The organism is Neptuniibacter sp. UBA6509, from assembly GCA_002435145.1.
Taxonomy (GTDB): Bacteria; Pseudomonadota; Gammaproteobacteria; order Pseudomonadales; family Balneatricaceae; genus Neptuniibacter.
Genome location: DJLT01000107.1, coordinates 1 through 26058 on the forward strand (window position 1 = coordinate 1; position 26058 = coordinate 26058).

The following is a 26058-nucleotide window of genomic DNA, read 5'->3' on the forward strand; positions in this document are numbered from 1 at the left end:
CGGAACATCAAGCCTTAAGCAACCTTTGAAGGAGATGTAAGAAATAAAGAACAGCACGCATACTATTCAGCCTCACAGACTATTTAGAATTAGTCGACATGACAGGGCGAATCCTAAGAGATGACAAACGCGGTGCCATCTCCGCACACCTCCCCCCCATACTCGAAAGACTAGAAATAGCCCCACAAGAGTGGCTCAGCAACGCCACCCAATTTGAAAAGCTTTATCTGAATAAGTTTGCACGAAAGCGGCGAAGAGTATCAGCGGCATAATGCCGCTCTCACTCCTGAAGAAAACAAAGAACCACCAGCAATACAAAGGGATCAGCTGAACCGCTGAGGAAGGCTATCGAACTAAAAATACTCAAAACATACGAACAGCTGCTTAAACAACCGGCTTAACCAATCCCACCCTCGCAAGCTAAGAAATACACATACATCAGATTACAAAATAGTGGGTCTTCTTGAAGAGTGCCTGACGGTGAAGAGTGACTGTCCCTTTTTATTTAGTCCCTTTTTATTTTTGTTATACATTAAAATTGTCCTTGTAACTTTGGCATTGCTTGAATTGCATGCTCTTTAGTCACTAGGAAAAAAGTGGTTGAGGTAGTAAAGCCAACTCCTCCACCAGGTAAATAAAATGGGCTGCCAGGACTCATGGAATAATGTAAAAAATAAGTTTTACCCGCTTCAAAGTTTCCTTCAATCACTCCATCACCACCCGTAGCAAGTGCTTTCTTTTCTGCTGCAACTCTATGATTACCTGAAGGTAAATCAAAAACTTGATACGAATTATTAGAAAGGTCTGCAATACGGCATCCATCAATGGACATCGGCGTTGAATAGAACATACCAAAAGCAGCATCAGGCCTGTAAATAACCAAAGTTGCGCTATCTTCACCTGAAACTTGAGGCACTTGGCAGTATGGACTAGTTGTGGCGCACCCCTGTATTAGGGCTACCAAGAACAGAATTAAAATCCGAAATATCAATGTTTGCTTCCTTGTGGTGTATAACGCCCAACATAAAGGGCCGGAGCGCAGCGACGGTCCAAGCCCGAAGGGCGACTTTTGATGTTTTTGTTAGGTTGCATAACTTCACTGCTCGCTTAAATGGCAGCCGCAACTTTGACATGTTTTGATAGTCCATCCCTTCGGTAAACGGGAATCGCAGTTAGGGCAACGGTAAAAACGGAAAAAGAAAACGCCATAGACTGTAAGAGCTAAGACTAGTGCAATCAGCCACGCAGCAGATGGAATACCTAGTAATTCCTCTCGCGCAGAGCTACTTATGTAAATCCAAGCGCACATTAATACGAAGAATACTCCGCTTATTGCAATGAACCTTATTCGTAGAGTCGAGTATTTTTGCTTAATTTCACTATTTTCCATCATGCGACCTAACAGCTAAATATATGACAGATTGTCGCGATTAAACACGACAATTTGTCATATATCTCCGGGAGAAAACATTAAAAGGGGATTGTGAGGTATTGAATTTCATAAGCTTTCCTTGCTTTATGGTTTTACGCCTTTGGGAAAAAGCGTCAATCTGTCCTACTATCCTTACACAGACATAAACCAGATGGAATACTGCATATGCAAACAGTATAAAATTAAATAAACCCTACTACTTAACCGCCCTCTTACCTTTAGAAACCCGCCTTTTTGTCTTCCGTTTAAAGCTCGCTTTCGGTTTCTGTTTTATATTTTTAAGTAGGGATGTATCCAAAACCTTGGCCTGATTAATCATCTCACCCAGTGCTGCATTCAATGGCTGCATAAACGCTTTATAGCTGAGTGTTTGTGAGCTGATCGCATCGAGGGAAGCTTCCCATTGTGCGGTCATGTCGGGTTTGCTTGCGCTATCTGGCAAGCTACAGATTAGGGCGCGTCCAGTTTCTGTACTGCGAATCGCCTTGCCTTGTCGGTTAAGGAAGTGGCGTTTAAAAAGCAGTTCAATAATACCTGCTCGGGTAGCCTCGGTACCTAGACCGTCGGTCTCTTTTAAGACCTTTCGGATCTCTGGGTCTTCTACGTAACGGGCAATACCTGTCATTGCTGATAGCAATGTTGCATCGGTAAAGGGCTTGGGCGGCTGTGTCATTTTTTCCAACAGCTCACCTTTGACGCACTCTAGAATTTGTTTAGGTGTTAGTTCAGATAGCAGGGATTCAGATTCAGCACTTTGTGTATTTTCAGCTGTGCTTTTTTTCGATTGATAAAGCGCCTTCCAACCCCAGTCTAAAATCTGTTTTGCGGTGGCTTTAAAGTCGCCACCCGCAATGATGATATGCGCTTTGGTTTCTGCATAGCGATGATCGGCCATAAATTGCGCTAAGTACTGCCGAGCCACTAGCTCGTAAACCTGTTGCTCTGCCCTACTGAGTTTGCTCAGGTCCATTTTCCTGTCGGTTGGAATAATGGCGTGGTGAGCTTCCACTTTTTTGTCATTCCATGCTTTGCTCTTACGATTGAAATCATATTCAGCTGCATATTGTGCAAACTGAGGACAGTGATGTTGAATTTTCTGAGCGATGTTTCTAGCATCAGAAAAGTGCTCTTGAGGAAGATAGCGACAGTCTGAGCGAGGATAAGTGAGCAATTTATGTTTTTCATAAAGGGATTGGCAGGTATCTAAAACTTGCTGTGCATTTAAGCCAAAGCGTTTATTCGCATCGATCTGTAATGACGAGAGATTATAGGGTAGCGGTGGCGCGGCCTTTTTCGGTTTTTTATCGACCGATTGGAGCTCTGCCGGTTGGCCTGTAATACGTGAAACAACATTCTCTGCAAGGGCTTTAGATAACACCCGCCCCTCTTCATCTTGCCATTTCTTACACGCTTCACTGGGTTGCCATTTAGCGCTGAACGACTCGCCCTGCTCAGTTTTAAGATGGGCTAATACTTCATAAAATGGTTTAGATTGAAAAGACTCAATCTCTAGGTCACGCCTGACAACTAAGCCCAAAATCGGTGTTTGTACGCGACCAACGGAAAGTACGCCGTTATAACCGGCGTTGCGGCCTTGCAAGGTATATGCACGGGTTAAGTTTATACCGTACAACCAGTCCGCACGGCTTCGCGCCAGAGCAGAAGTGGCGAGCGGAATGAACTCGCGGTTTAAGCGTAACTGAGCTAATGAGCGTTTAACCGATTTAGGATTTAAATCGCTGATTAAACAGCGCTTCATACTTTCGCGCTTGTAGTTGGGGATTTTTAGATAGGCGATCACTTCATCTACTAACAGCTGGCCTTCGCGGTCGGGGTCACCGGCGTGGACGATCTCATCCGCTTCTTTTGTCAGTTTGCGTAATAACGCGATCTGCTTTCGCGTTTTCGACTTAGGCTGCATCTTCCATTCATCAGGGATGATCGGTAGATGCTGAAGATTCCATTGCTTATAGATAGGATCGTATTGATCAGGTTCAGCCTGTTCCAGCAGATGCCCAAAACACCAACTAACAACATCGCCATTGGCTGCACGTATACAGCCCTCCTCTTTTTTATGCGGTTTAGGCAAAACATCCGCAATGGCTCTACCTAGGCTTGGCTTTTCTGCAATATATAAAATCATAAATAGACTGTATAAAAAAACAGTAATAAAGATATAGGAAATTAATAACACATTCCACAAAAAAACGACTAGGCTGTACTGATATGGATTATAAAAATAAGAAAAAACCTCTATCTTCAAAAGTACTGGCATTATTAAAAAGGCCAGACAGGCTTCCCTACCTTTTAGGTGTCGTCGTCTTCACTTTTACACTTTTGATTTCCGAGTGGTTAGTCCACCTAGACACCAAAATTCATGATGAGCAATACCAAGCCCACATAGCTGCTCGAATAGAACATTTATCAACGCAGTTGCAAACGGCAATCAATAGTAACTTACTCATTATCGAAGCTATAGAATCACTGTTACTCCTAAATAATAAAATTACTGAACGAGAATTTCGTATTTTAGCTACCCGTTTTCACGATTCACGCTTGAGTATCAGGCAAATACAATTGTCACCTGCTGCTATCGTTAAATATGTGTATCCGGACAACGATACCGCTAATACCGTAGGACTCAATTTACGTAGTCTTCCCGAACAAAAAAAAATAATTGAAGATTCAATACAAACGCGAACAATGATTATGGCGGGGCCGCTTGAATTGAAACAAGGAGGAACAGCTCTTATCGCGCGCCAACCGCTCTACAGCAGTAAAACCTCAGAGGGCAGTTTTTGGGGCTTTCTAACCTTAATCATCGATATCAATTCACTCTTTGAAGAAGCTAAGATAGTTTCAGAAGACGAACTAACACATTATGTGTTGCGTGGCTCCAATGCGAAAGGTAGCCGAGGTAAAGTGTTCTTTGGTTCTGAGGAAATATTTAATGACCATTACCTCAGTACGCTGATCAACGTGCCAGGAGGACAATGGGAGCTTGCGGCCAGTACCAATAACAACCACTCACATGTTTCCCAATATAACCTACTAAGTATTTGGGGTTTAGTGGCGTCTATCGCCTTCGCTTTATTAACGTGCTTCAGCAGCAAGTTGTGGATGCAAACATATCATCGATCTATTCATGATCCGCTAACCCAACTTTTTGATCGCCAACATTTCCAAAAAAGAGCGTTGATTGAAATAGAGCGTTCAAAGCGTCACTCAATACCTGTAGCTATCATCATGATCGACTTAGATTTTTTTAAAAAAATTAATGACCAAAACGGCCACCAAGTAGGCGATATTGTTTTACAGCACGCAGCCAAGCTTATTCAAATGACCTTACGTGAAAGTGACATAGTAGGACGCTATGGAGGGGAGGAGTTTATCGTAATGACACTTCACGATGATGAGCAAAGTGCCATAAAAAGTGCGGAAAGACTGCGTAATAGCCTTAATCGAAACATAGTCGTAGGAAACCATACAATCGAGCTTTCAGGTAGTTTAGGCGTAGCTATACTGTCGCATAACGACCAAACTTATGACGACTTAGTCTTCAAAGCCGATTCTGCCTTATTCCAAGCGAAAGGCAACGGCCGTAATTGTGTTGTTATCGCTAGCAACGATACATCTTTAGAAAATTAGCATGAACTCAAATTTTCTAAAGATGCTATTTTCTTTTATCTTGAGTTACCTTTATTACATTAACTTAAGAGGCTCTTCATTTATTATGGCCATCTGCTCCCTGAGTTCTAAAACATGTTCACCCCAATAACGTTCCGTATTAAACCAACTGAAACTATGAGGGAAAGCTGGATCTTCCCAACGACGCGCTAACCAAGCGCTGTAGTACATGATTCTTAAGGTACGTAGCACCTCAATTAAACGCAGCTCATTCACTTTAAAGTCGTTAAATTCGTTATAGCCATCAACTATTTCTGACAGTTGAGCGGTTTGCTCATGTCGATCGCCAGACAGCAGCATCCAGATATCCTGCATAGCGGGTGCCATACGCGCATCATCAAAATCAACAAAATGAGGCGCATCATCACGCCATAACATGTTTCCTGAATGGCAATCACCGTGCACACGAATCTTCTTGATCTCTCCGCACTCGGCACTGATCTCTTCTATTGCTTGTAGAAGATCGTGACAGATCGATTCATAGGCGGGTTTTAACTCACGCGGAATAAAGTTTTGGCTGATAAATTCAACGCTGTTATGACCAAAATTTTGCGTGGTAATGGCTGGACGATGTTCAAAAGGCTTAACGGCCCCCACTTGATGCATCCGGCCGAGTAACCTGCCCAAAATGAATAGGTTATCCATGTTATCGAGTTCAGGCGCATGCCCCCCTTTACGTGGGAAAAGAGAGAACATAAAGCCGTTATAATCGAATAAGGTACTACCCTCTTCATTTTTAAGTGGCGTCACAATCGGTAACTCTTGCTCTGCCAATTCAAAACAGAAATTGTGCTCTTCTAAGATTTGCTCTCGACTCCATCGCTGTGGGCGATAGAACTTGGCAATTAAGGGCTCTTTTTCCTCAATACCGACCTGATAAACACGGTTTTCATAACTGTTAAGTGGAAATGTGCGCCCGTCACACCAGAATCCGAGTGTCTCAACTGCATCCATCAAGAAAGAAGGTGTTAATCGTTCAAAAGGATGAGCATTGTCATGTTCCGACATGGTATTTCCAGCTATAAGTAATGAAAGAGCTGAAGGTTACGATGAAGGAAGTGCAGCTGCAAGCGATTAAAGCTGTTGAACAAAGCATTTAACATACTGAAAGCTATTAAAAATAGAGGGATAGATGGGGAGATTTTGATATAGTTTCCGCATTCGTATATCCAGTATTAAGAGAAGATTATGGCAGGTTCACTTAAAGACCAATTAATGAATGTCGGCTTGGTCGATCAGAAAAAAGCAAAAAAAGCTGATGCTGAAAAGAAAAAGAAGAACAAACAGGCCAGCAAAGCGCGTAAATCTGGGCAAAAAGTGACGGATGAAAAAGCACTAAAGCAGCAAGAATTAGAGCAGCAGCGCAAAGAGAAACAAGAGAAAGACCGCCTACTTAATCTTAAGCGCAATGAAGAGCGACAAAATAAAGAGATCGAAGCACAATGCCGTCAAATGATTAAGCAACAACAGATTGATCTGCCAAAGGACGCTGAGCTTCCTCATAACTTTGCTTATGAAAACAAGGTTAAAACGATCTACGTGACAAGCGAACTTCAAGCTCAACTTATTCGTGGTCAAGTCGCTATCGCCGTTTTAGAAGAGAAGTTCTACCTAATACCAGATAAGTTTGCAGAGAAGATCGAGCAACGCTTGCCTAAATTTGTGATTCGAGTTGAGCCAGAAGAAGAGCCGGATGAAGATGATCCGTATGCAGATTATAAAATTCCTGATGATTTAATGTGGTAAACATAAAGTCAGATAGGTTTTCGGATAACCCAATTTACACCCATCGTACCTTTGCATAACAGCAAATAAGGTGAATTGGGTTATTCATCGCTCTAATTAGAGGTTAATTAATGACACTAGGATTCTTTGAACAGTTTTTAATCGTTCTCTGTTGTGCTGTCATCGCTACGACCCTGTTTAGGCGGATTCATTTACCCCCTATCCTTGCCTATCTTGGCGTAGGTGCGCTTGTTGGGCCTTATAGCCTCGCGGTCATTGAAGATGTTCACAGTATCGAGCTACTCAGTGAACTTGGCGTGGTTTTCCTACTTTTTATTTTAGGTTTAGAATTTTCCGTTACTCGCATGATCACCATGCGAAAAGCGGTATTCGGGCTCGGTAGCCTGCAAGTTATTTTAACTTCTCTTGCCATTTTTGGACTGTGTTTACTATTTAATCTTCCGACTGTAACGTCGATTATCATTGCCGGCGCGCTCTGTCTTTCATCAACTGCTATCGTAAGTAAAGAACTGATTCAACGGAATGAGTTAGATACGGCACATGGAAAGCTATCCGTTGGCACACTCATTTTCCAAGATTTAGCTGCTGTATTCTTCTTGATACTGATTCCCACACTGGGCACTGACAATGCCACGATGAGTAATGCAGATATTGCTTTAATGCTATTAGAGGGTGCTACTTTACTGGTACTACTGCTGTTTGTAGGTCGCATTATTATGCCGATTTTATTCCACGAATCAGCACGAAGCGGTTCCAGCGATGTCTTTGTATTAACCAGTCTTGCAGCCGCCCTATTAGCTGCTTGGTTAACGCATACAGCTGGATTATCGATGGCTTTAGGCGGCTTTTTAGCGGGTATGATGCTGGGAGAAAGCCACTATCGCTATCAGTTAGAAGCAGATATACGACCATTCCGTGATGTTTTACTGGGTCTATTCTTTGTCTCAGTCGGTATGCAATTAGACCTAGAAGTACTTACACAGAATGGTCACTGGGTGATTATCTTAACCCTTGGCTTGATTACACTTAAAACACTGATTATCACGCTCATCGGTAGCCTTCTACACAAAGACCCGGCGAATTCATTACGCGCGGGTCTTAGCCTATGCCAAGGTGGAGAGTTTGGTTTTGCTTTACTCGCATTGGCGCTGGGTAACGACCTGATCGCTCCCGAGATAAACACCATCATCGTAACGACGATTATCACGAGTATGATTATTACGCCTTTGCTGATGAATCATACCTACCGATTAAGTCAGTGGCTTCACAAGAAACCTAAAGCAAGCCAAACCACAGAACTACCTGATGCGTTAACCAATCCGAATAAGAATTTACATAAACATGTAATCATTTGCGGGTTTGGTCGCGTAGGGCAGATTATCGCGCGCTTTCTAGATCAATCGCAGATCCCTTACATTGTTGTTGATAATGACCCCATACGTGTTTCCGAAGCTTTTACTGCAGGCGAGCACATATGCTTTGGTGATGCCCGCCGTGACGATGTAATCTCTGCCGTTGGAGGCCATCAGGCTAGGATGTTAATTCTCAGTTTCCCTGATCCTGATGCATCTATTACGGCTCTAAAACATCTTCGTACACGCTTTGAAAAGCTGCCTATTCTGGTTAGAACAAGAGATGACTCACGCTTAGAAGCCTTTCATGATGCCGGCGCGACTGAAGTTATACCTGAAGCGTTTGAGGGTAGTTTGATGATGATTTCGCATATATTATCACTGTTAAAAGTACCTAATCATACGATCAATAAACAGATTAACCATGTTCGTTCTGAGCACTACAGTATGCTGCATGGTTATTATCACGGCACCCACTCTCAAAAATTTGATAGCACAGGCAAGATGAAAGAGATTCTTCATCCCGTTCCGCTTGATGACGCAAGCTATGCCTGTAAACGTACATTAAAAGAGCTGTCACTCGACGAGAGTCAAGTTAACGTAGCGATGATCAGGCGTCATAACCGATCAGAACATAATCCCGAGGGGAAAACGGTTTGTAAGGCCGGGGATATCCTTATTTTAAGAGGCCCTAGTGATAAGATAGAGATCGCAGAACAGATACTATTATTAGGTAAATAAAGAGCCCTACTCTTAGCCTTTGGGTATAAGAAAGGCATGACTGATGAATTTTTCATCAGAAAATTACGGTTGAAACTATTTCATGTCCTATTATTTATATTAAAGACAAACCTAAATCTGTCGATAACACCCTTTAAGCAATACCGTTTAAGTTAAAATAGAACGATACAAAACAGGATCGTCATGATTCTATTTTTGTCTGTGGAGGAATAACCCGTGCAAGTTTTATTAAGCAGCCAAGCCGCTTATTCTCAGGTTCGCCAAGAAACCTTGGTTACCGGTGGATTTGCTGATGGTAAAGACAGCAGTGGTCGTTCTGCATCTGCGGCAGATAAGTTAGTCGCCAAACTAGCAGAAAATATTCCGGGAATGAGCGCATCCGAGATGAAAGGGCTGGATGCTAACGATTACTCTCCCGAAAAGGTAGCCTTGCGAATTTCAGACTTTGTTGCTCAAGGTCTAGAACAGGCTCGTTCAAGAGGCGCATCTGATGCAGACCTTGATCGTATGTACCAAGCAGCCGTCTCCGGTGTTGAAAAGGGCTTCAAAGAAGCCACCAAAATACTCAAAGACCTAGACATGCTTAGTCCTGAGATCTCTGCAACAATTGATCAAACAAAAGAGATGACCTTTGAAGCACTTGCGGGTTTAGCGCCTACAAGTGATTCAGCACCAATGAAAGAAACATCCATTTCTGCTGCAGAGCGTTATGCCAAAGCAGAATCGTTTTCAATGGATGTAATGACTCAAGAAGGCGATAAAATTTCTATCAACTTCAGCAGTGAAGCAAGTATTACCGCTTCACTTGGGGCATACTCCGACGGTGACAGCAGCGCTGTTTCTTTTGGTATTGAACGTAACGCAAGCAGTAGCTATAGCTTTAGTGTAGAAGGTGACTTAAACGAGGAAGAGTTAGACGCCCTAACCTCCCTGATCCAAGATATAAACCTGATTGCTGAAGATTTCTATAGCGGTGATGTTCAAGACGCTTTTGAACAAGCAGCTGAGTTAGAAATGGACAAATCTCAATTAATGAACTTGAATGTAACTATGACTCAGTCTGCAAGCTACTCAGCCGTAGCTGCTTATGAGCAAGTTCAGCAATTGGATAACCCGCTTGGTGATAATGGTCGCCATTTGGGTCAGATGATGAATAATATGGATCGTTTCATGGGTAATCCAGCATTAGGGTTCCTAGAAGACAGCACTCTATTTGGTGCCGATCTATTAGATAACTTAATTCATCAAGACGTTCGTTATAAAGATGCTGACGAAGAATCCCAGAGCAAACTGGACAGTAACTTCGGTTTATTACGCGAGATTATGACCCGGTTTGATCAGGACGACGCAGACGATTAACCCCCCTTCTTAATCGCTGCATATACTTAAACCGGCCGTAATGGCCGGTTTTTCTTTTTGCATCGAAACAAAATTATAAATTGGCTTATTGCTAAACCTTATGAGCTGACTGACTCTCTAAAAACTGCTCTCTTCAAAACTACTCTTTTCAAAGCTGCCTGAATCAATATCTGGAAGGTTATTGGCAACATCATCAACCGTATAACTCGGATTTAAAGCCGCTAAAATTTCAGGCAACGGCACTTCAAAGCGATGAGCTATATCGCGCTCCCCAGTAATAACTACCGGAAATGCTAACTGCTCTTCTGGTGGAGAAAACTGTGCATTGATCCCTGGCTTATTCCCCCTCGGATCAAGCCGATACCAACCATAACTCTTAAGATAAACCGCATTAAGGCCATGCAAGCAATAAGGCGGCTTATCGCTATCAATAGTTAATCGCTGATAACAAAGTGCGGCGGGAATTTTATTTGCACGCAATAAAGCAGCTAACAGATGGCTTTTTGCATAACAATAGCCTGTCCCATAACGCAGAACATCCGACGCTTTACACGTCACAGGGCCTTCGCCTTGATCTCCGGTATGGCAGATGTGATCTCGAACAAACTCAAAACAGTTTTTTGCGATCTGTTCATCAGTCTTACATCCTTGAGACAACAAATCAGCTTGCTCAATGATTAAAGGATGATCCCAGTTTATATATTCACTGCTTTCAAGAAACGCTTTCATACAATTCCATAACTTTATTCTGACTTAGCTCTCATTGTTTTGAACCTATATTTAATCCAATAGCATATAATCAGTGTGAACAATGTAGCAGACAATAAATTAGTAGATTACTCGCCATCGATACAATATCTTTATCTGCAAATCAGTATGACATCATTACAGTAAAAATAGAGATTAATGATTCTTAAATATAGCCCGCCCGCATGAACAACTCTTTAACTCTACGCCCCTATCAACAAGAAGCGGTAGATGCGACCTTAACCCATTTTCGTAAATGCGATGATGCCGCCGTTATTGCGCTACCTACGGGTGCGGGTAAAAGTCTAGTTATTGCAGAACTGGCTCGGTTAGCAAAACGCAAAATACTGGTCTTAGCGCACGTAAAAGAGTTAGTTCAGCAAAACCATGCAAAGTATGAAAGCTATGGGCTTACCGGTGGTATCTATTCTGCGGGTCTCAAGCGTAAGGAAAACAGGCATCAAGTTACTTTTGCGAGTATACAATCGGTAGCGGCGAATCTTGATCACTTCACCGATGAGTACTCTCTTCTTATCATTGATGAATGCCACCGTTTAAGTGACGATGAAGATAGCCAGTACGGCAAGTTGATTGCTCAACTGCGTCAAGCAAACGCCAACTTAAAAGTCTTAGGTTTAACAGCAACGCCCTATCGATTAGGTATGGGATGGGTCTATCAATATCATTACCGTGGTTTTGCACGGAGTGAGTCTGATAAGCCATTCAAGCATTGCATCTATGAGCTACCGCTTAGCTATATGATCCGCAATAATTACCTCACAGAACCTAAGTGTGTAGACGCAACGGTTGAGCAATATGATTTTTCCAGCCTCAAACAAAACCGCTTGGGAGAATATGCAGAAAAAGAGGTGAACCAGCTTCTGGGTAAACACCCTCGCGTTACCCAAACCATTATTGAACAAGTAAAAGAGCAAGCGACTTCACGTCATGGCGTTATGATTTTCGCGGCTACAGTACAGCACGCCAATGAGATAAACGGTTACCTTCCGGCAGATGAAACCGCACTGATTACAGGAGCCACCCATAATCTAGAACGTGACCATTTAATTGAACGCTTTAAACAGCGAGAGATTAAATATCTAGTGAACGTATCGGTCTTAACTACCGGTTTTGATGCGCCTCATGTGGACTTTATTGCCATACTCAGGCCGACACAGTCAGTGAGTCTTTATCAGCAAATTGTTGGTCGAGGGCTGCGTCTATCCGAAGGTAAAAAGGAATGCCTTGTCATTGATTATGCAGGTAATAACTTTAACCTTCATCATCCTGAAGTCGGCGAGAAAAAACCAAGTTCAGACTCAGAACCCGTTCAGGTATTTTGCCCTGCTTGCGGTTTTGCGAATATCTTTTGGGGCAAAACCGACAGAGAGGGGCAAATAACCGAGCACTACGGACGTCGCTGCAAAGGGTTATTAGATTTTGATGAAGATTCAGAGGAAGCTAATCACAGTACACCTGAGCAATGTGACTTCCGTTTTCGCTTTAAAGAATGTCCCCACTGTAATGCGGAAAACGACATTGCAGCACGTTATTGCAACAAGTGTGAAAAAGCGATTATTGACCCTGATGATCAGCTGAAGAACGCCTTAAAACTTAAAGATGCAATGGTCATTCGTTGTGCAGGTATGCAGCTTATAGAAAGTAAAACGGGCCTTAAAGTTATCTATTATGGCGAAGACGGTGAAGAGCTGAGTGAGTCGTTTGATTTTTCAAAGCCTGCTCAAAAAGCGGTCTTCAATCGACTCTATGGTAAACGGGTTGCGAATTCACAATCTCCTTCAAACTTCCGCACGATCGCAGATGTCCTTAATGTGGAATCTCTACTGACCGCCCCTGACTTCGTCATAGGTAAAAAGCATACCCATTACTGGCGAGTACAGGAAAGAATTTTCGATTATGAAGGCAATTATAGAAAAGCCAATCAGCTTTAAACCTCTACGCTACACTACCTTCATAAAAGCGCTTATTCAGTGGTCGTCCAAACGGCCAACTCATTACCTGAGGGATCAAAAAACTGAAAACGGCGACCACCGGGAAAAGAGAAAATATCCTGACTTAGCGTACCCCCATGTTCAATAACTCGAGCACGAACGCCTTCTAGTTGATGACTATACAACACAACTAAAGCACTGCCCGCTTGGGTTGTTGCGCTTAAATCTGATTTAAAAAAACCACCGTCTAGGCCTGCATTACTAAAGGCAACATAGTCTGGACCATAGTCAATAAATGTCCAACTGAAAACATCCGTATAGAAACGCTTTATCTGCTCTAAATCTTTCGCAGGTAGTTCTACATAATTAATATGATTTTCAGTACTCATAGTTTAAATGCTCATTTAGACGTATACAGAGTATTTCAATATAAACTATCAGTCCGTTTTTTTACACGCCTCATACAGCTCCCACAGCTGCTGTTTTTCCAACCAGAACATAGGTGTAGTTTTAAAAAAGTGAGACAATTTTAAAGCAGTATCTGCACTGATCGCACGTTGCCCATTGGCAATTTCATTTACGCGTCGTCGAGAAATGCCAAGATGGCGTGCTAGCTGCGACTGACTCATTGCTAATGGTTTGAGGTAACAACGCTCTAGAAATGCACCTGGATGCTCAGGTTTACGCGGTAAAAAACGCCAATAATTTTCATTATTATCACGAATCATAAAACTAACTCCTTTATAAAAAAGCCGAGGGATCACATGATCCCTCGGCTATCTTTAAAGCACATTCCTTGTGCGCTACCTCCCTGTAGCACTTGAGTTTCTATAGAAAAACTTAAGTCGCCTTTTAATCAGGCTTATCATCCTTAAACATACGCCAGCCGCCGATCATGGTGGAAATCAGGCTTTGACGCGACATAATGTCCTCACGGATCGCCACATAGACATGAATCATCACAAACGTGATGAGATACCACATGCCCAGATGGTGCCATGTATGAACGTCTTGGCTTTGCCCCATGAGTGGGATCACCCAACCAAACATCATATCTGCCCAGCTCTCACGACCTAATCCTTCGGCATATAATGCAAAGCCTGTGATAATCATGAACGTGAGACCTATCACAAAAAAGAAGAACATCGCCAACTGACCTAATGGGTTATGGCCAATGTACTTTTTGGGTGTTTTTTCTAAAAACAGATACCAGCGGATCTCGTGTGTTACTTCACGCCAGAACTTCCCACTAAATAACTTCGGTAAGAAAAGCTCACGCGCATGGCTATTACCTACAAATGCCCAATATATGCGCCCTAAGAACGCAATTGAAACAATGTAGCCCGCGGTAAAGTGAGCAAAGCGAATGTAACCCATTAAATAATTATCTATGGCCTCACCAGGCATCGTCGGTAGTGGCGCACCGATAAAGTACCCTGTAATACATAGTGTAATAATGGAAAACACTGTTACCCAGTGCCATAACCTTAAAGGCGCTTCATACACATACACGGCGGTTTGCGTACGTGTAATTGAACCTTCCTCTTGAGCTTGAGTTCCTTCAGTTTGAATTGCGTGGGGATCAGCAGATTGAGCATCTCCTTGCTCCCCATTGCCCCCTTTCTCATTACTTATTGTTGTCATACGAATAACCTCCGAAGAGCAGCATCAATAAACCCTGCTCTTAGCGAATTTTAACTTTCGTCAATTCTTGACCATCCTCAGACATCACATGCGTCGAACATGCAAGGCAAGGGTCAAAACTGTGCAAAGTACGCAATATTTCAACCGGCTCATCCGGTCGTTCCATTGGCGTATTCAGCAATGACGCTTCAAAGGCTCCGATATTCCCTTCGGAATCACGCGGAGAACCATTCCATGTAGTGGGTACGATCGCTTGGTAGTTCTCAATTTTGCCATCTTTGATCTTAATCCAATGACCTAATGCACCACGAGGCGCTTCATTGATACCTACGCCCATCGCTTCTTTTGGCCAGCTCTTAGGATCCCACTTTTCAACGTTAGCCGTTGAGCTATCACCGTTCTTAATATTTCCAACAAGCTGATGCCAATCATCAAGCATGGTATCGGCACATAGCTGACACTCAAGCGCACGCGCTAATGTACGGCCTAGCGTGGAAGGCAAGAACTGCTTCAAACCAAGATCTAAACCTGTTGATTGATTGAAGGCAGACAGGGAACGATCAACTTGATCTTTGACCACTTCAGTACCTGACGCATAAGCGATGATATAGCGAGCCAGCGGCCCCACTTCCATCGCATGCCCTCTCCAGCGAGGCGCTTTAATCCAGCTGTATTTAGCAGACTCATCGAGCTCTTTGATATTTGTTTTAGTACCCACCGTATTAGGGCCTAATTCAAAGTTTGGTTCGGTTTCACCTTCCCATGGATGTAAACCTTGTTTCTCACCCTCATAGCTATACCAAGAGTGATCAACAAACTCTTTAATCTGTTCTGGATCACGCACATCAACCGGTAGCACTTCATCCCAGTTGCCGTTAACGATGGCACCTGCAGGTAACATATCAGTTGATTTATCATAAGGAACTTTGGAATAGGTACCGTACGAGAGCAAGTTAGACGCAGCCAGTCCACCACCGTGTAACCAATCTTTATAGACACCTGCAATAGTCAATACATCAGGAATATAAACATTGTTAGTAAACTCTTGCGCTTCACGAATACGTTCAAGCACAAAGTTAAGGCTCGTCATATTAACCGGCGCACCCGAAGCACCCACACCATCAATATTTATGGCACAAGCTACACCACCCACCATGTAATTTGGGTGTGGGTTTTTACCACCAAAGATCGTGTGAATTTTTACAATGTCGCGTTGAAGATCTAAAGCTTCTAGATAATGCGCAACAGCCATCAAATCAGCTTCAGCAGGTAATTTATAGGCTGGGTTATCCCAATAGCCATTGGCAAACAGACCCAGCTGGCCAGATTCGACAAACTTCTTCAAACGCGTTTGCACATCTTTAAAATAGCCAGGGCTCGATTTAGCATGATGCGGAGACACCATCTGCTGTAGTTCAGAAGTTGCTTTAGGGTCTGCCTTGAGTGCATTGACAGGATTCACCCAATCCAATGCATGCAGATGGTAGAAATGAACAATGTGATCATGGATCTGCAGAGTTTTATCCATCATATGACGAATAAGGTGAGCATTGAGCGGAACTTGTATACCTAGAGCATCCTCTACCGCACGACAAGAGGTTAACGCGTGCGTTCCAGTACAAACACCACAAATACGCTCTACAAAAGCCCAAGCATCACGAGGATCACGGCCTTTTAGTATCACTTCAAGGCCGCGCCACATCGTGCCGGTAGATACGGCATTACGAATAATATTATTTTCGTCAACATTCACTTCACAGCGCATGTGACCTTCGATACGTGTGACTGGATCGACAACAATACGACGACCACTATTATCTAAACCGCTTGTATTCAAAGGGGTAGTCATTATTCCTGGTCTCCTTTATGCTGAGCACGTTTGACCGCACTTACTGCGGCATGCGCCGTAACAGCAGCACCCACGCCTCCAGCAACAGCCATACCTATTTCATCTGCGTTTTGCTCAATACCAAACTGATTGATATCAGTTAGGCGATCATAGAAAGAGCCTTTATCCCAGAAACCATCTTCAGAACAACCGATACAACCGTGACCGGCCTGAATTGGGAAAGAGGTGCCTTCATTCCAACGAACCGTAGAACAAGCGTTATACGTCGTAGGACCTTTACAGCCGACTTTATAAAGGCAATAACCTTTACGTGCACCTTCGTCATCCCACTCTTCAACAAACTGCCCTGCATCAAAATGAGGACGTCTGTAACACTTGTCGTGGATACGTTGGCTGTAGAACATTTTAGGACGACCTTGGCGGTCTAATTCAGGCAAGCGACCAAATGTCAGCATGTAAGTAATAACACCTGTCATAACTTCAGCGATTGGCGGGCAACCCGGTACTTTAATAATCGGTTTGTCAGTGATGACTTTATGAATAGGTACTGCTTGGGTAGGATTTGGACGTGCAGCTTGAACACAACCCCATGAAGCACAGGAACCCCAAGCGATAACAGCAGCAGCATCCTTAGCAGCATGTTTTAGTTGGTCGAGGAAAGGCTTCCCCCCAACAATACAGAACATCCCGTCTTCATTTAGAGGCGGATTCCCCTCTACAGCAAGGATATATTTACCTTTATATTTCTGGATAGTTTCCTCAAGGATCGCTTCCGCTTGGTGACCCGCAGACGCCATCAATGTATCGTCGTAATCAAGCGAGATCATGGACAATACAACATCCTTAACTAAAGGATGGGCCGAACGAATAAACGATTCCGAACAGCAAGTACATTCCAACCCATGTAACCAAATAACAGGGGTACGCTCTTTAGTTTCCATCGCATTAGCAATTTTAGGCGCAAAGGTTGGGCCCAAGCCAAGTGCGGCTGCGGTTAAGCTACAATATTTGAGAAAACTACGACGTGTAATACCTTGTCGTCGCATTACCTCATAAAAGGTTTCTATCTGGGACATCTGTTTCTCCGCCAGTATCAGCACTGAGTCACATGCAATAAACCACGTAATGTCGGGGTCTAATTAGCTAAGTGAGTTATCATTATTTTAAGTCGCTACTGCTCAACTCTTTACCTATCGCAATAATCGAGCCAATAAAATAAACACTTAATATTCAGCAGGTTAAGATGTACTCGTGTTTTAATCAGTTAGCTTACTTACCACTCCTAAACAAATATTGGTTACTCTCTTAACAGAGACAAAAGTCTTAGTTCTTTGTTATAAATAATGTATTTAATATCCATCTTTATTGATGAATATCAATATCTTTAAGACATTTAATCAGTAAGATATTCGTTCACCTTCAGGAGAGTAGATTCATGCCAGTAATTGACGCTAAGGCCATTCCTCAAGTCGCTATGGACTTTATGAACGATGACCACGAGGAAGCGGTAACATTACTTAATCAACTTTTCAGCGCACTCGACGGCGGAGAGAAGACTGCCATAACGCAATGTTTAGAAGCCTTCTTCCAGCATAACCAAGAGCACTTTGCCCGTGAAGAGGAAGAGATGGTACGTATCAGCTTTCCCCCTTACAGCTGTCATAAAGGTGAACATGATCGTGTGCTTGCAGAGCTTCGTGAGATCATCACTCAGTGGAGTACTGAGGCTGATCGTGAAAAACTGATGGTCTATCTAACAGAGACTGTCGTTCCTTGGTTCACTAATCACATACAAACCATGGATACTGTTACTGCGATGTTTATCAGCAGACAGCCTGCCTGAATCTAATTAGCGAGTGAAGCTCAGTTCCCTCTGTTTTTGACTGAGCTTTTAGGCTCCATCTTTAAGTACTATGCTCTACCGGCTTGCTTATAGCCTTTCAGCTTTAGCATTTCGCCTTTACTAACCATCTTTAACAAATCACATTTAACTAATCACCTTTAAAAGCTGCCAAAGCGTCCCAGCTATCAACTGATAAGCTGGGCACTAGCGCGTCTTCCCCTCTTCCTGATTAACAAAAATCCTCTACAGATATATAGCTAAAAAATACAGAAGATAACGGTATAAATACAGGCAACATATAGTTTGTAGATAGAGGTTTTTTCAGAAAAAGCGGGGCGTTATTTCGACATCTTTGATCTATAAGGTTTGATCTATAAGGTTTGATCTATACGGTTTGATCTACGCGGTTTGATCTATACGGTTTGATCTACGCGGTTTGATCTATGCGGTTTGATCGATACGGTTTGATCGATACGGTTTGTATCAATGTCGTTAGACCGATTTGCTTAGCGAGATAACAGACGTTAAAAATTAAGTAAAACGTATGCGATGAGGATTGAATAGAAATTCTAAGGAAGATCACTTCGAATAAGATCAGATCTTAAGCGCGCTTTGCTTAATTCGCAATAGAAACAGAAAGCAGCCATAAGCATGACTGCTCAAACATGAAGAAGGAATTGAGGCTTACTGAGCATCAAACTTCTATGCTTTAGTTTTTTAAGCCTTAAGCCTCAGCCCCTAAACCTCAGGCCCTAAACCTTAAAAATTTAGACTTTAAGCTTTTTCGTTTTCTTAGTCAGTGCTTTATCTAGCTCGGTCGGATATACCACCAGACCTTCTCTATCTTCAAACGGGCAGATTACGACTGCAAACTCATCATCCTCTAAGCCTGGCGTCCAATGGCTATGCCACTTAGCTAAAGTAATTGCTTCCGCCTTACATGCATCCCACTCTCCTGTTGCCCAAGCTTCAGCCAGCGCTTTATTTGGCCATACAGGAACACAGTCTTCGTCGTCAGTATTCAGCATTACGCTGCCATATTGATCAGTTAAGATCCAGATTTCACGAGAGGTTGCCGCTTCTTTCACAAAGAAAGCGTACAGCTCTTCATCATTCAATTTTTGAATAGCAGCCAAATCAGAATCATTACTTAATGTCGACATATGGGTATCCGTCACGAAAATAGAACAGGATAAAACAATTCCTTAATGATTACTTCTATAAAGAGATGATTACTTCTATTAAGGATGCAAACCATCACTCTTTTAAGACCGGCGATAAGGCCACACAATTTTATATACCGCCATCATCATAACTTCAGTAACAGATGGCTCTTAATGATCAGGCTTATACGCCTAACGCTTTTCTGCTATTCTTGCCGTCGATTCAACCTCTATTAGAACGATTAGCTTTTATTCGGTTAGGCCATCATGGAATTCATAATGAGCAAATATTGGAGCGACGCGATTAAGCGTCTAACCCCTTACGTCCCCGGTGAACAACCTAAAGAGTCGGGTATTACTAAACTCAATACCAATGAGAACCCCTATCCGCCTTCTCCTTTGGCTGCTGCGGTTATCAATAATTTTGATACCGACCGCTTAAGACTCTATTCTGATCCCGACTGCACCCAGTTAAAGGACGCTATCGCTGATCATTTTAAGGTTGCACGTAAGCATGTATTTGTAGGTAATGGTTCTGATGAGGTTCTTGCTCACACTTTTGCTGCCTTCTTCCAGCAAGAACAGCCCCTCTTGATGCCTGAGTTCACTTATAGCTTTTACCCTGTTTATTGTAATCTGTTCGATATAGATTTTAAGCAGGTTCCACTTAGAGATGAATTTACGCTAAACCTAGATGATTATGATCAGCCAAATGGCGGCATCATCTTTGCTAATCCAAATGCTCCCACCAGCCGTGCAATTGAGTTAGGTGATATTGAAGCTCTCGCTAAACGTAACACTGAAACTGTTATCGTGGTCGACGAAGCTTATGTGGATTTCGGTGCAAGCTCTGCGGTAGATCTGACGCAACGTTTCGACAATGTATTAGTCATTCAAACATTCTCGAAATCACGCTCTTTAGCTGGCATGCGTGTCGGCTTTGCTATTGGTCATGAAAACCTCATTGCAGGACTAGAGTGTGTAAAGAACAGCTTTAATTCATACCCTCTAGATATGCTGGCTATCGAATCGTCTGTCGAGGCAATCAAAGATAATACTTACTTTGAAGAAACAACACAGAAGATCATCGATACCCGTGAATGGACCTTTGAGCGTTTGGCCGAATTAGGCTTTGTTAGCCTGCCATCGAAAGCCAACTTCTTATTTACACGCCACCGTATCGTTGAAGCAGCTGAGCTAATGGGCTTTTTACGCACTAAAAAAATCTTGGTTCGTTACTTTAGCAAGCCAGGCATCGATAATTACCTACGTATTACTATTGGTACACCTGAAGAGATGCAGCTTTTGGTCGACACCTTGGAGCAACACCCAGACCTCTTTAAGATATAATTGAGTTCATCGCACCTAATGCATACGCTTAAAGCCCTAGCCAAAACTAGGGCTTTCTCATTTTTAATAGCGTCCTAACAAGTTAAAGTATCTCATCCAACCGATAAGTTGCCTCTACTCCTCAACTAGCACTACATGAGGGTTCAATACTCTCTAGTGTCCCTATTAACGCCTAATTGAAAAAAATCAGATCATATTTTTCACACCAAACTTGAAAAAAGTACAGTTGTCGCTCATACCTTAAAGGGTGTAATTTTTTCAGGAGAGGAATAATCATGGGCCTTGAACAGAAAATTTGGAACCAAGACCAACTCCAAAAAATGAATGAGGAAGCTTTTCTAGTAGAGATGCTAGATATGCTGCAGATCTCACCCGTAACCGCTGACGATGATTCAGATATAAAAAGAATGAAGGTTAAATTAGATAATGTAGAAGCAATGATTAAAGGGCGATTAGATACCTAGTTATAGATACCTAGTTATCATCGAGGGGTAATGAACGTACAAACGTTCATTACAGACCTTAATTGTTAGTCTTTAATTAAAGTCGATAGCCACTCCCTCCCCCGTATTCTAGCATTGAAAAACTTACCTATGACACAATTAGGAGGGCCATTTTTCTAATATAGATGTGGTCGATAAGTACGCTATTAGCACTCTATTAACAGGCTCTTTTGCTTTTACCTATCGAACAAGATATTACCAAGGCTTAAACTCAAGTCCGTCAATCTCTTCCCATACAATCTCGTCCTTTAGGCCGAGAACAATCTCAATGGCTTCGTTAAGGTCAGCATTTTTAGTAAGCGAACCTTTACGATCATGCATAGGAACATCGGCGCATATAGACCCATCATCCTCAACCATAAACTGCAACATCTGATTATTTTCATCAATCAACCCGACGAAGTTATCTTCTTCCTTGAGGATCGCTTTCATATACTCAATAACGTTATCTACGGTTTCTGATACAGCTTCATCCGAGCGCACACTTTTATCAGTAGAATAATCAGTATAAAAAAATTTAAATGCCATGCTAAAGTGCCTTAATGCTGATTAAAGGAGCCGAGTATAACCTATGAATAGGTACTCTGAACCCGCCTATTAACTCTCTGAGAATATAATGCCCTTCACTCGCTGTGTTATGCCATCAAACCCTTTCATTTGCCCAAGAGTTATTGCTGTTGCATAGGCTAGGATGATTATAACTTTTACCATCACGAGTATTTTGTATGGATAACAGGTTACTCACCTTCCCTCACTAAAGTACTGCCCCGGCGGTTTACCTAAGGTTTTACGAAACATTGCTACAAATGCGCTTGGGCTTCGATAGCCTAACTCTAATGCAACATCAATAACGGCCTCTCCTTTGCCAATACGCTCAACCGCTTCTTGCAGCAGTAATCTTTTACGCCATTGCTGGAAGGTCATACCTGTTTCTTTAATAAATAATCGACTGATTGTGCGTTCGCTTGCGCCTACTTTAGCCGCCCAATACCTTAAGCCCTCTTCCGTATTGGGTTTAGCGATCATCGCTTCCATAATGCGCTGCAGCCTACGGTCACTGGCTGCGGGGAGGTAAAGCAGTGAGGGTTGCAATGCCTGAAGCTCGTCCAAAATAACGGCACACACTCGACTTGCGGAGCTTTCAGGCTCGTAATCGGTGCCGAAATCAGCCACTCGTAAAATCAGCTCTTGGAGTAAAGGTGATACTTCCACAACACTGCATTGATCTGATAAACGGTGAAGAAATGCCGGATCCACAAACAGGTGGCGTAACTCTGCACTGACTTCCGCGACCGTTCGATGATAAACATTGCCCGGAACCCAAACAGCTTGATTAGGCGGAACAACCCAGCTCCCAGCATGGGTGTATACACGAATGATACCTTTACAGGCGTAAGCGAGTTGCCCCCTTGGGTGTTTATGGGGGTCCATATCTACATTCACATCCAACTGACCACGCAACCCAATAATCGGGCGACTAGGATCAACATGCTGCCCAATATCTGAGGGAAATCGCTTTATCGGCTGGTTTCTCATAGCAATAATGTCCTATATTCGATATTTATTGTCACTTTATCGACTGAAGCACTATCTCATACCTGTAAGAATAAATGCCAATAATATTCAATGATGTGTGATGGTATTGATTTAGCTATGAATTTACCTACTAGTTTACCTATCAAATTAAATCTGCACCGTGCCCAACTCTCGGCTTTGCTGCTGATTCCTTGCGCTATTGCAGTCATTACCTTAAGTGATATTGCTAGTCTATTTGATCAGAACCAATTGTTAGCAGCCTGTCTGATTATTTCAGCCCTTATTTTGTTTGCAACGAGCGCTATCCCTGAACATATTACTGCACTGATATTTATGGTGAGCGCTATGCTGCTCGCCCTCGCCCCAGCGGAAGTTGTTTTCTCAGGTTTTACCTCAACCGCATGCTGGCTGATCTTCTCAGGGTTAATTATTGGGATTGCGATTAATGAAACAGGTCTAGCCAAACGTATCGCCCATACATTTGTCGGAAGGTTAGATAGCAGCTATGCCAAGCTAATTAGTGGCATTGTTATTATGGCGACGTTACTTGGTTTTCTGATGCCTTCATCTATGGGTCGAGCGGTTATTTTCATCCCTATTGCGATGGCCATTGCTTCCGGTTGTGGATTTAGTAAAGAGAGTAACGGCTATATTGGTGTGGCTCTTGCCGCTGCATTTGGTTGCCATGTACCAACATTTGCCATTCTACCTGCGAATGTTCCAAATATGGTTCTGATCGGTTCGGCTGAAAGTATTTACAATTGGGTACCTCTTTACGCTGAATACCTTTTACTTCACTTCCCCGTTCTCGGGATACTAAAAGCAATACTAATTATTGGATTAATCCTATGGCTTTACCCGGATACACCTAAACGTTCAAATAACCAACAGCCGGTCCCTTCCATCTCAGACGCCGAATTTAAACTGATAGCAGTAATGTTCATTACGCTTAGCTTCTGGCTAACGGATTCTCTCCATCAAATATCGGCCGCTTGGATCGGTCTGACTGCCGCCTGTTTCTTATTAATGCCCGGAATAGGCTTGGTCAGCCAAGAAAGCTTTAACAGTAAGCTTAAGATGGGCTCACTAATATTTGTCGTGGGTATTCTAGGTCTAGGCTCGCTGATTAATCACAGTGGTATTGGTGAAATTTCCGGAACCCTTTTAAACAATTGGCTTCCTCTCTCACCCGATCAAAGCTTTTTGAGCTACCTTTCTTTAGCCTTTACAGCGTTTGTAACCGGGGTGTTTACAACGCTACCGGGTGTTCCCGCCGTGCTTACGCCTTTTGCGGAGCAGATGAGTCTAAATAGTGGTTTTAGTTTAGAAGCTGTATTGATGACGCAAGTTTTAGGTTTTTCAACGATTCTGTTTCCGTTTCAATCGGCACCTCTAATTGTGGGAATGCAATTAGCTGGCGTACCCATTAAGCACGCTGCGAAAGTCTGTTTAATCTCAACGCCACTAATCTTACTTATTTTTTACCCCTTGGATTACTTATGGTGGTGCCTTTTAGATTGGATTTAATTTAGCTTGTTTTAATTTGGATTGGATTTAATACCCTTACTTTATGCAATGAAACCAAATACGAATATAAGAAGTACGACTGAACACATACTATCTTTACAGCCTATAGGTTTTGCTTCTTCTCCTTAGGTCTAGTGCGGAAACGCACTCAACGTAATTGTTCCAGCAAGATTTTATGGCGTATTCTGTACGCCCTTTTTTATCTTTTTAATCTCCCTACCTTTAATACGCCGTCTCTTGAACAAAACTCAACACCATTGATCCTCATTCCCGCTATACTTAGTTTACGAAGCTGCGGGAGAAGGCAATGTCAATTAATCCTACAAGCCTTTCAACGGGCTCTATCAACCAATTCAATCAGGTTCAAAACCGCCTAGACGAGAGCAATAAACAGCTATCTTCTGGACAGCGCATAAACAATGCGGCTGTTGATCCTGCGGGCTTACAAGTATTCCTACAGTTACAAGGTCAGGTAATCGGTGATAATACCGCGATCAGGAATAGCTTAGATGGTGTATCCGCGCTGCAAATAGCGGACGGTAGTGTTAACCAAGTTAATGACTCTTTGCAGCAGATAAGAGAGTTATCTATCCAAGCTCAAAATGGAACATTGAATGACAATGATCGCGCTTCACTGCAAAAGCAAGCGGATGCCTTATTAGAAGGCATAAGAGATACCATTGATCAGTCCACATTTAATGGTCAATCACTGCTAGCAGAAGACGGTGAATTAAGACTACAAACAGGCCCTGGTTCAGAAGATTCTCAAAATGTTGGCACCTTTGATGTAGCCGGCACCCTAGAAGATATTGGTCTATTTTCATTAGATATCACGGATAGCTCAGCATTAGACCTGCTTGATGAATCACAAGATTTTTTATCTTCTGTTTCGAGTGAAATCGGCGCTAACCAAAATAGGTTGGAGAGCACAATTAACACACTAACAGAAAGCAGCCTTAATCAAGCCGAAGCGGCCTCAAGAATTGGTGATACGGATTATGCAAAGGCTATATCAGAACGCTCAGCTGCCTTAATTCAGCAGGAGGTTGGCATTGCTATTCAAGCACAAGCAAACGCGAACCGAGGTCTGGTCTTAAATCTATTAGGCAGTTAATAAAAATCCACCTTAAAACTCCCCTGCCGCTGCTTTTTTAAATTCAGAAAGGCAGTGATTTAGTTGATCTACTACAGGCCCAATCGGTACACAAATTCCTTCACGGGCATTATTCTCTATATATTCAGCGACGGCTGATAGCCGAGCCCCTCCAAGCATTAAAGCAGAGCCCTTTATTGCATGAGCGGTTATTCGCACGCGGTCTAGATCCTGCTCCTTAAGCCCATACTCAATAGCAGATATCTCCCGGGGAGCCGTTTCCCAAAAAACATTAAATACGTTTGTTAAATACTGCTGCTCAAGCTTCAATGCTTTAATTGCATTTCTATCATATACATCTTTAGTAAGTGCATGGCTCAGCTCATCCGCATACGCTTTAACATCTTCAGGGGGTGATGCAGGTAATGATTCCTGATGCATACCTGCGGACAAATAACGACTTAGCACACTCGACAGTTGCTCTAACTCTAGGGGCTTTAACAAATAATCGTCCATACCCGCCGCTAAACACTG

At 42.8% G+C, this 26058-nt stretch carries 23 protein-coding genes; 10 read left to right on the top strand and 13 right to left on the bottom strand.

From position 1 onward, the window contains the following. Window positions 1-532: 532 nt before the first annotated feature. Together B4K11_RS13340 and B4K11_RS13345 are read right to left on the bottom strand one after the other, a co-directional pair. Window positions 533-991, bottom strand: a complete 459-nt coding sequence (locus B4K11_RS13340; RefSeq protein WP_292959426.1) for a DUF2846 domain-containing protein — start codon at window positions 989-991, stop codon at window positions 533-535. Window positions 992-1628: 637 nt separating this feature from the next. Next, window positions 1629-3575, bottom strand: coding sequence for a DNA topoisomerase III (locus B4K11_RS13345; RefSeq protein WP_292951146.1), 1947 nt, complete (start codon window positions 3573-3575; stop codon window positions 1629-1631). Between the two features lie 83 nt (window positions 3576-3658). Between B4K11_RS13345 and B4K11_RS13350 the strand changes: the two genes are divergently transcribed. Continuing rightward, window positions 3659-5080, top strand: a complete 1422-nt coding sequence (locus tag B4K11_RS13350) for a diguanylate cyclase (protein ID WP_292951149.1) — start codon at window positions 3659-3661, stop codon at window positions 5078-5080. Between the two features lie 54 nt (window positions 5081-5134). Here B4K11_RS13350 and B4K11_RS13355 read toward each other — a convergent pair whose 3' ends face one another. Beyond that, complete coding sequence (locus B4K11_RS13355) at window positions 5135-6127, bottom strand: serine/threonine protein kinase (RefSeq protein WP_292951151.1); 993 nt, start codon at window positions 6125-6127, stop codon at window positions 5135-5137. Window positions 6128-6307: 180 nt separating this feature from the next. On the opposite strand from B4K11_RS13355, the gene B4K11_RS13360 reads away from it, so the two are divergent. The 3 genes from B4K11_RS13360 to B4K11_RS13370 all read left to right on the top strand — a co-directional run bounded on the left by B4K11_RS13360 (window position 6308) and on the right by B4K11_RS13370 (window position 10317). Continuing rightward, entirely contained in the window at window positions 6308-6865 is a 558-nt protein-coding gene (locus tag B4K11_RS13360; protein ID WP_292951154.1) for a DUF2058 domain-containing protein, read from the top strand. Window positions 6866-6975: 110 nt separating this feature from the next. Next, window positions 6976-8958, top strand: coding sequence for a cation:proton antiporter (locus B4K11_RS13365; RefSeq protein ID WP_292951157.1), 1983 nt, complete (start codon window positions 6976-6978; stop codon window positions 8956-8958). Window positions 8959-9174: 216 nt separating this feature from the next. Continuing rightward, the gene (locus tag B4K11_RS13370) at window positions 9175-10317 is read left to right on the top strand and encodes a DUF5610 domain-containing protein (protein ID WP_292951159.1); all 1143 of its coding nucleotides are present in this window, start codon (window positions 9175-9177) and stop codon (window positions 10315-10317) included. Window positions 10318-10434: 117 nt separating this feature from the next. On the opposite strand, the gene B4K11_RS13375 is transcribed toward B4K11_RS13370, so the two are convergent. Then, the gene (locus B4K11_RS13375) at window positions 10435-11046 is read right to left on the bottom strand and encodes a transglutaminase-like domain-containing protein (RefSeq protein WP_292951161.1); all 612 of its coding nucleotides are present in this window, start codon (window positions 11044-11046) and stop codon (window positions 10435-10437) included. A 203-nt stretch (window positions 11047-11249) separates the two neighbouring features. Here B4K11_RS13375 and B4K11_RS13380 point away from each other — a divergent pair, with 203 nt between their 5' ends. Further along, complete coding sequence (locus B4K11_RS13380; protein ID WP_292951163.1) at window positions 11250-13016, top strand: DEAD/DEAH box helicase; 1767 nt, start codon at window positions 11250-11252, stop codon at window positions 13014-13016. Between the two features lie 32 nt (window positions 13017-13048). Here the strand turns inward: B4K11_RS13380 and B4K11_RS13385 are convergent, their stop codons facing one another. The 5 genes from B4K11_RS13385 to B4K11_RS13405 form a co-directional block, all read right to left on the bottom strand. After that, the gene (locus B4K11_RS13385; RefSeq protein WP_292951165.1) at window positions 13049-13405 is read right to left on the bottom strand and encodes a VOC family protein; all 357 of its coding nucleotides are present in this window, start codon (window positions 13403-13405) and stop codon (window positions 13049-13051) included. A 48-nt stretch (window positions 13406-13453) separates the two neighbouring features. After that, a complete protein-coding gene (locus B4K11_RS13390) occupies window positions 13454-13744 on the bottom strand; it encodes a HigA family addiction module antitoxin (RefSeq protein ID WP_292951167.1) in 291 nt (96 codons plus the stop codon). A gap of 124 nt (window positions 13745-13868) precedes the next feature. Beyond that, a complete protein-coding gene (gene cybH / locus B4K11_RS13395; RefSeq protein WP_292951169.1) occupies window positions 13869-14660 on the bottom strand; it encodes a Ni/Fe-hydrogenase, b-type cytochrome subunit in 792 nt (263 codons plus the stop codon). Between the two features lie 40 nt (window positions 14661-14700). After that, window positions 14701-16509, bottom strand: coding sequence for a nickel-dependent hydrogenase large subunit (locus B4K11_RS13400; RefSeq protein ID WP_292951171.1), 1809 nt, complete (start codon window positions 16507-16509; stop codon window positions 14701-14703). Next, window positions 16509-17585 (bottom strand): hydrogenase small subunit, encoded by a 1077-nt coding sequence (locus tag B4K11_RS13405; protein WP_292951173.1) that lies wholly within the window; start codon window positions 17583-17585, stop codon window positions 16509-16511. Before B4K11_RS13405 ends, B4K11_RS13400 begins: the two co-directional genes overlap by 1 nt. A gap of 359 nt (window positions 17586-17944) precedes the next feature. Between B4K11_RS13405 and B4K11_RS13410 the strand changes: the two genes are divergently transcribed. Next, window positions 17945-18352, top strand: coding sequence for a bacteriohemerythrin (locus B4K11_RS13410; RefSeq protein ID WP_292951175.1), 408 nt, complete (start codon window positions 17945-17947; stop codon window positions 18350-18352). A 767-nt stretch (window positions 18353-19119) separates the two neighbouring features. Here B4K11_RS13410 and B4K11_RS13415 read toward each other — a convergent pair. Next, window positions 19120-19515, bottom strand: a complete 396-nt coding sequence (locus B4K11_RS13415) for a DUF2750 domain-containing protein (RefSeq protein ID WP_292951177.1) — start codon at window positions 19513-19515, stop codon at window positions 19120-19122. A 279-nt stretch (window positions 19516-19794) separates the two neighbouring features. Here B4K11_RS13415 and hisC point away from each other — a divergent pair, with 279 nt between their 5' ends. Both hisC and B4K11_RS13425 read left to right on the top strand, forming a co-directional pair. Next, complete coding sequence (hisC, locus tag B4K11_RS13420; protein WP_292951179.1) at window positions 19795-20865, top strand: histidinol-phosphate transaminase; 1071 nt, start codon at window positions 19795-19797, stop codon at window positions 20863-20865. A gap of 275 nt (window positions 20866-21140) precedes the next feature. Further along, entirely contained in the window at window positions 21141-21329 is a 189-nt protein-coding gene (locus tag B4K11_RS13425) for a hypothetical protein (RefSeq protein WP_292951181.1), read from the top strand. Between the two features lie 234 nt (window positions 21330-21563). On the opposite strand, the gene B4K11_RS13430 is transcribed toward B4K11_RS13425, so the two are convergent. Then, entirely contained in the window at window positions 21564-21896 is a 333-nt protein-coding gene (locus B4K11_RS13430; protein WP_292951183.1) for a hypothetical protein, read from the bottom strand. Between the two features lie 213 nt (window positions 21897-22109). After that, complete coding sequence (locus B4K11_RS13435; RefSeq protein WP_292951185.1) at window positions 22110-22904, bottom strand: AraC family transcriptional regulator; 795 nt, start codon at window positions 22902-22904, stop codon at window positions 22110-22112. Window positions 22905-23021: 117 nt separating this feature from the next. Between B4K11_RS13435 and B4K11_RS13440 the strand changes: the two genes are divergently transcribed. After that, window positions 23022-24431: an SLC13 family permease gene (locus tag B4K11_RS13440; RefSeq protein WP_292951187.1), complete on the top strand. Its 1410-nt coding sequence runs from the start codon at window positions 23022-23024 to the stop codon at window positions 24429-24431. Window positions 24432-24738: 307 nt separating this feature from the next. Beyond that, a complete protein-coding gene (locus B4K11_RS13445; protein WP_292959427.1) occupies window positions 24739-25545 on the top strand; it encodes a flagellin in 807 nt (268 codons plus the stop codon). A 12-nt stretch (window positions 25546-25557) separates the two neighbouring features. Here the strand turns inward: B4K11_RS13445 and B4K11_RS13450 are convergent. Further along, window positions 25558-26058, bottom strand: a 501-nt coding sequence (locus tag B4K11_RS13450) for a response regulator (protein WP_292959428.1), incomplete at its 5' end; no start/stop codon positions are given.

Bases quoted from the DNA above. Each gene is read 5' to 3' on its own strand.
- B4K11_RS13345 (WP_292951146.1), bottom strand. From the start codon at position 3,575: ATGATTTTATATATTGCAGAAAAGCCAAGCCTAGGTAGAGCCATTGCG.
- B4K11_RS13435 (WP_292951185.1), bottom strand. From the start codon at position 22,904: ATGAGAAACCAGCCGATAAAGCGATTTCCCTCAGATATTGGGCAGCAT.
- B4K11_RS13380 (WP_292951163.1), top strand. From the start codon at position 11,250: ATGAACAACTCTTTAACTCTACGCCCCTATCAACAAGAAGCGGTAGAT.
- B4K11_RS13400 (WP_292951171.1), bottom strand. From the start codon at position 16,509: ATGACTACCCCTTTGAATACAAGCGGTTTAGATAATAGTGGTCGTCGT.
- B4K11_RS13425 (WP_292951181.1), top strand. From the start codon at position 21,141: ATGGGCCTTGAACAGAAAATTTGGAACCAAGACCAACTCCAAAAAATG.
- hisC (WP_292951179.1), top strand. From the start codon at position 19,795: ATGAGCAAATATTGGAGCGACGCGATTAAGCGTCTAACCCCTTACGTC.
- B4K11_RS13445 (WP_292959427.1), top strand. From the start codon at position 24,739: ATGTCAATTAATCCTACAAGCCTTTCAACGGGCTCTATCAACCAATTC.
- B4K11_RS13350 (WP_292951149.1), top strand. From the start codon at position 3,659: ATGGATTATAAAAATAAGAAAAAACCTCTATCTTCAAAAGTACTGGCA.
- B4K11_RS13385 (WP_292951165.1), bottom strand. From the start codon at position 13,405: ATGAGTACTGAAAATCATATTAATTATGTAGAACTACCTGCGAAAGAT.
- B4K11_RS13410 (WP_292951175.1), top strand. From the start codon at position 17,945: ATGCCAGTAATTGACGCTAAGGCCATTCCTCAAGTCGCTATGGACTTT.
- B4K11_RS13405 (WP_292951173.1), bottom strand. From the start codon at position 17,585: ATGTCCCAGATAGAAACCTTTTATGAGGTAATGCGACGACAAGGTATT.
- B4K11_RS13430 (WP_292951183.1), bottom strand. From the start codon at position 21,896: ATGGCATTTAAATTTTTTTATACTGATTATTCTACTGATAAAAGTGTG.
- B4K11_RS13355 (WP_292951151.1), bottom strand. From the start codon at position 6,127: ATGTCGGAACATGACAATGCTCATCCTTTTGAACGATTAACACCTTCT.
- B4K11_RS13360 (WP_292951154.1), top strand. From the start codon at position 6,308: ATGGCAGGTTCACTTAAAGACCAATTAATGAATGTCGGCTTGGTCGAT.
- B4K11_RS13375 (WP_292951161.1), bottom strand. From the start codon at position 11,046: ATGAAAGCGTTTCTTGAAAGCAGTGAATATATAAACTGGGATCATCCT.
- cybH (WP_292951169.1), bottom strand. From the start codon at position 14,660: ATGACAACAATAAGTAATGAGAAAGGGGGCAATGGGGAGCAAGGAGAT.
- B4K11_RS13390 (WP_292951167.1), bottom strand. From the start codon at position 13,744: ATGATTCGTGATAATAATGAAAATTATTGGCGTTTTTTACCGCGTAAA.
- B4K11_RS13415 (WP_292951177.1), bottom strand. From the start codon at position 19,515: ATGTCGACATTAAGTAATGATTCTGATTTGGCTGCTATTCAAAAATTG.
- B4K11_RS13365 (WP_292951157.1), top strand. From the start codon at position 6,976: ATGACACTAGGATTCTTTGAACAGTTTTTAATCGTTCTCTGTTGTGCT.
- B4K11_RS13440 (WP_292951187.1), top strand. From the start codon at position 23,022: ATGAATTTACCTACTAGTTTACCTATCAAATTAAATCTGCACCGTGCC.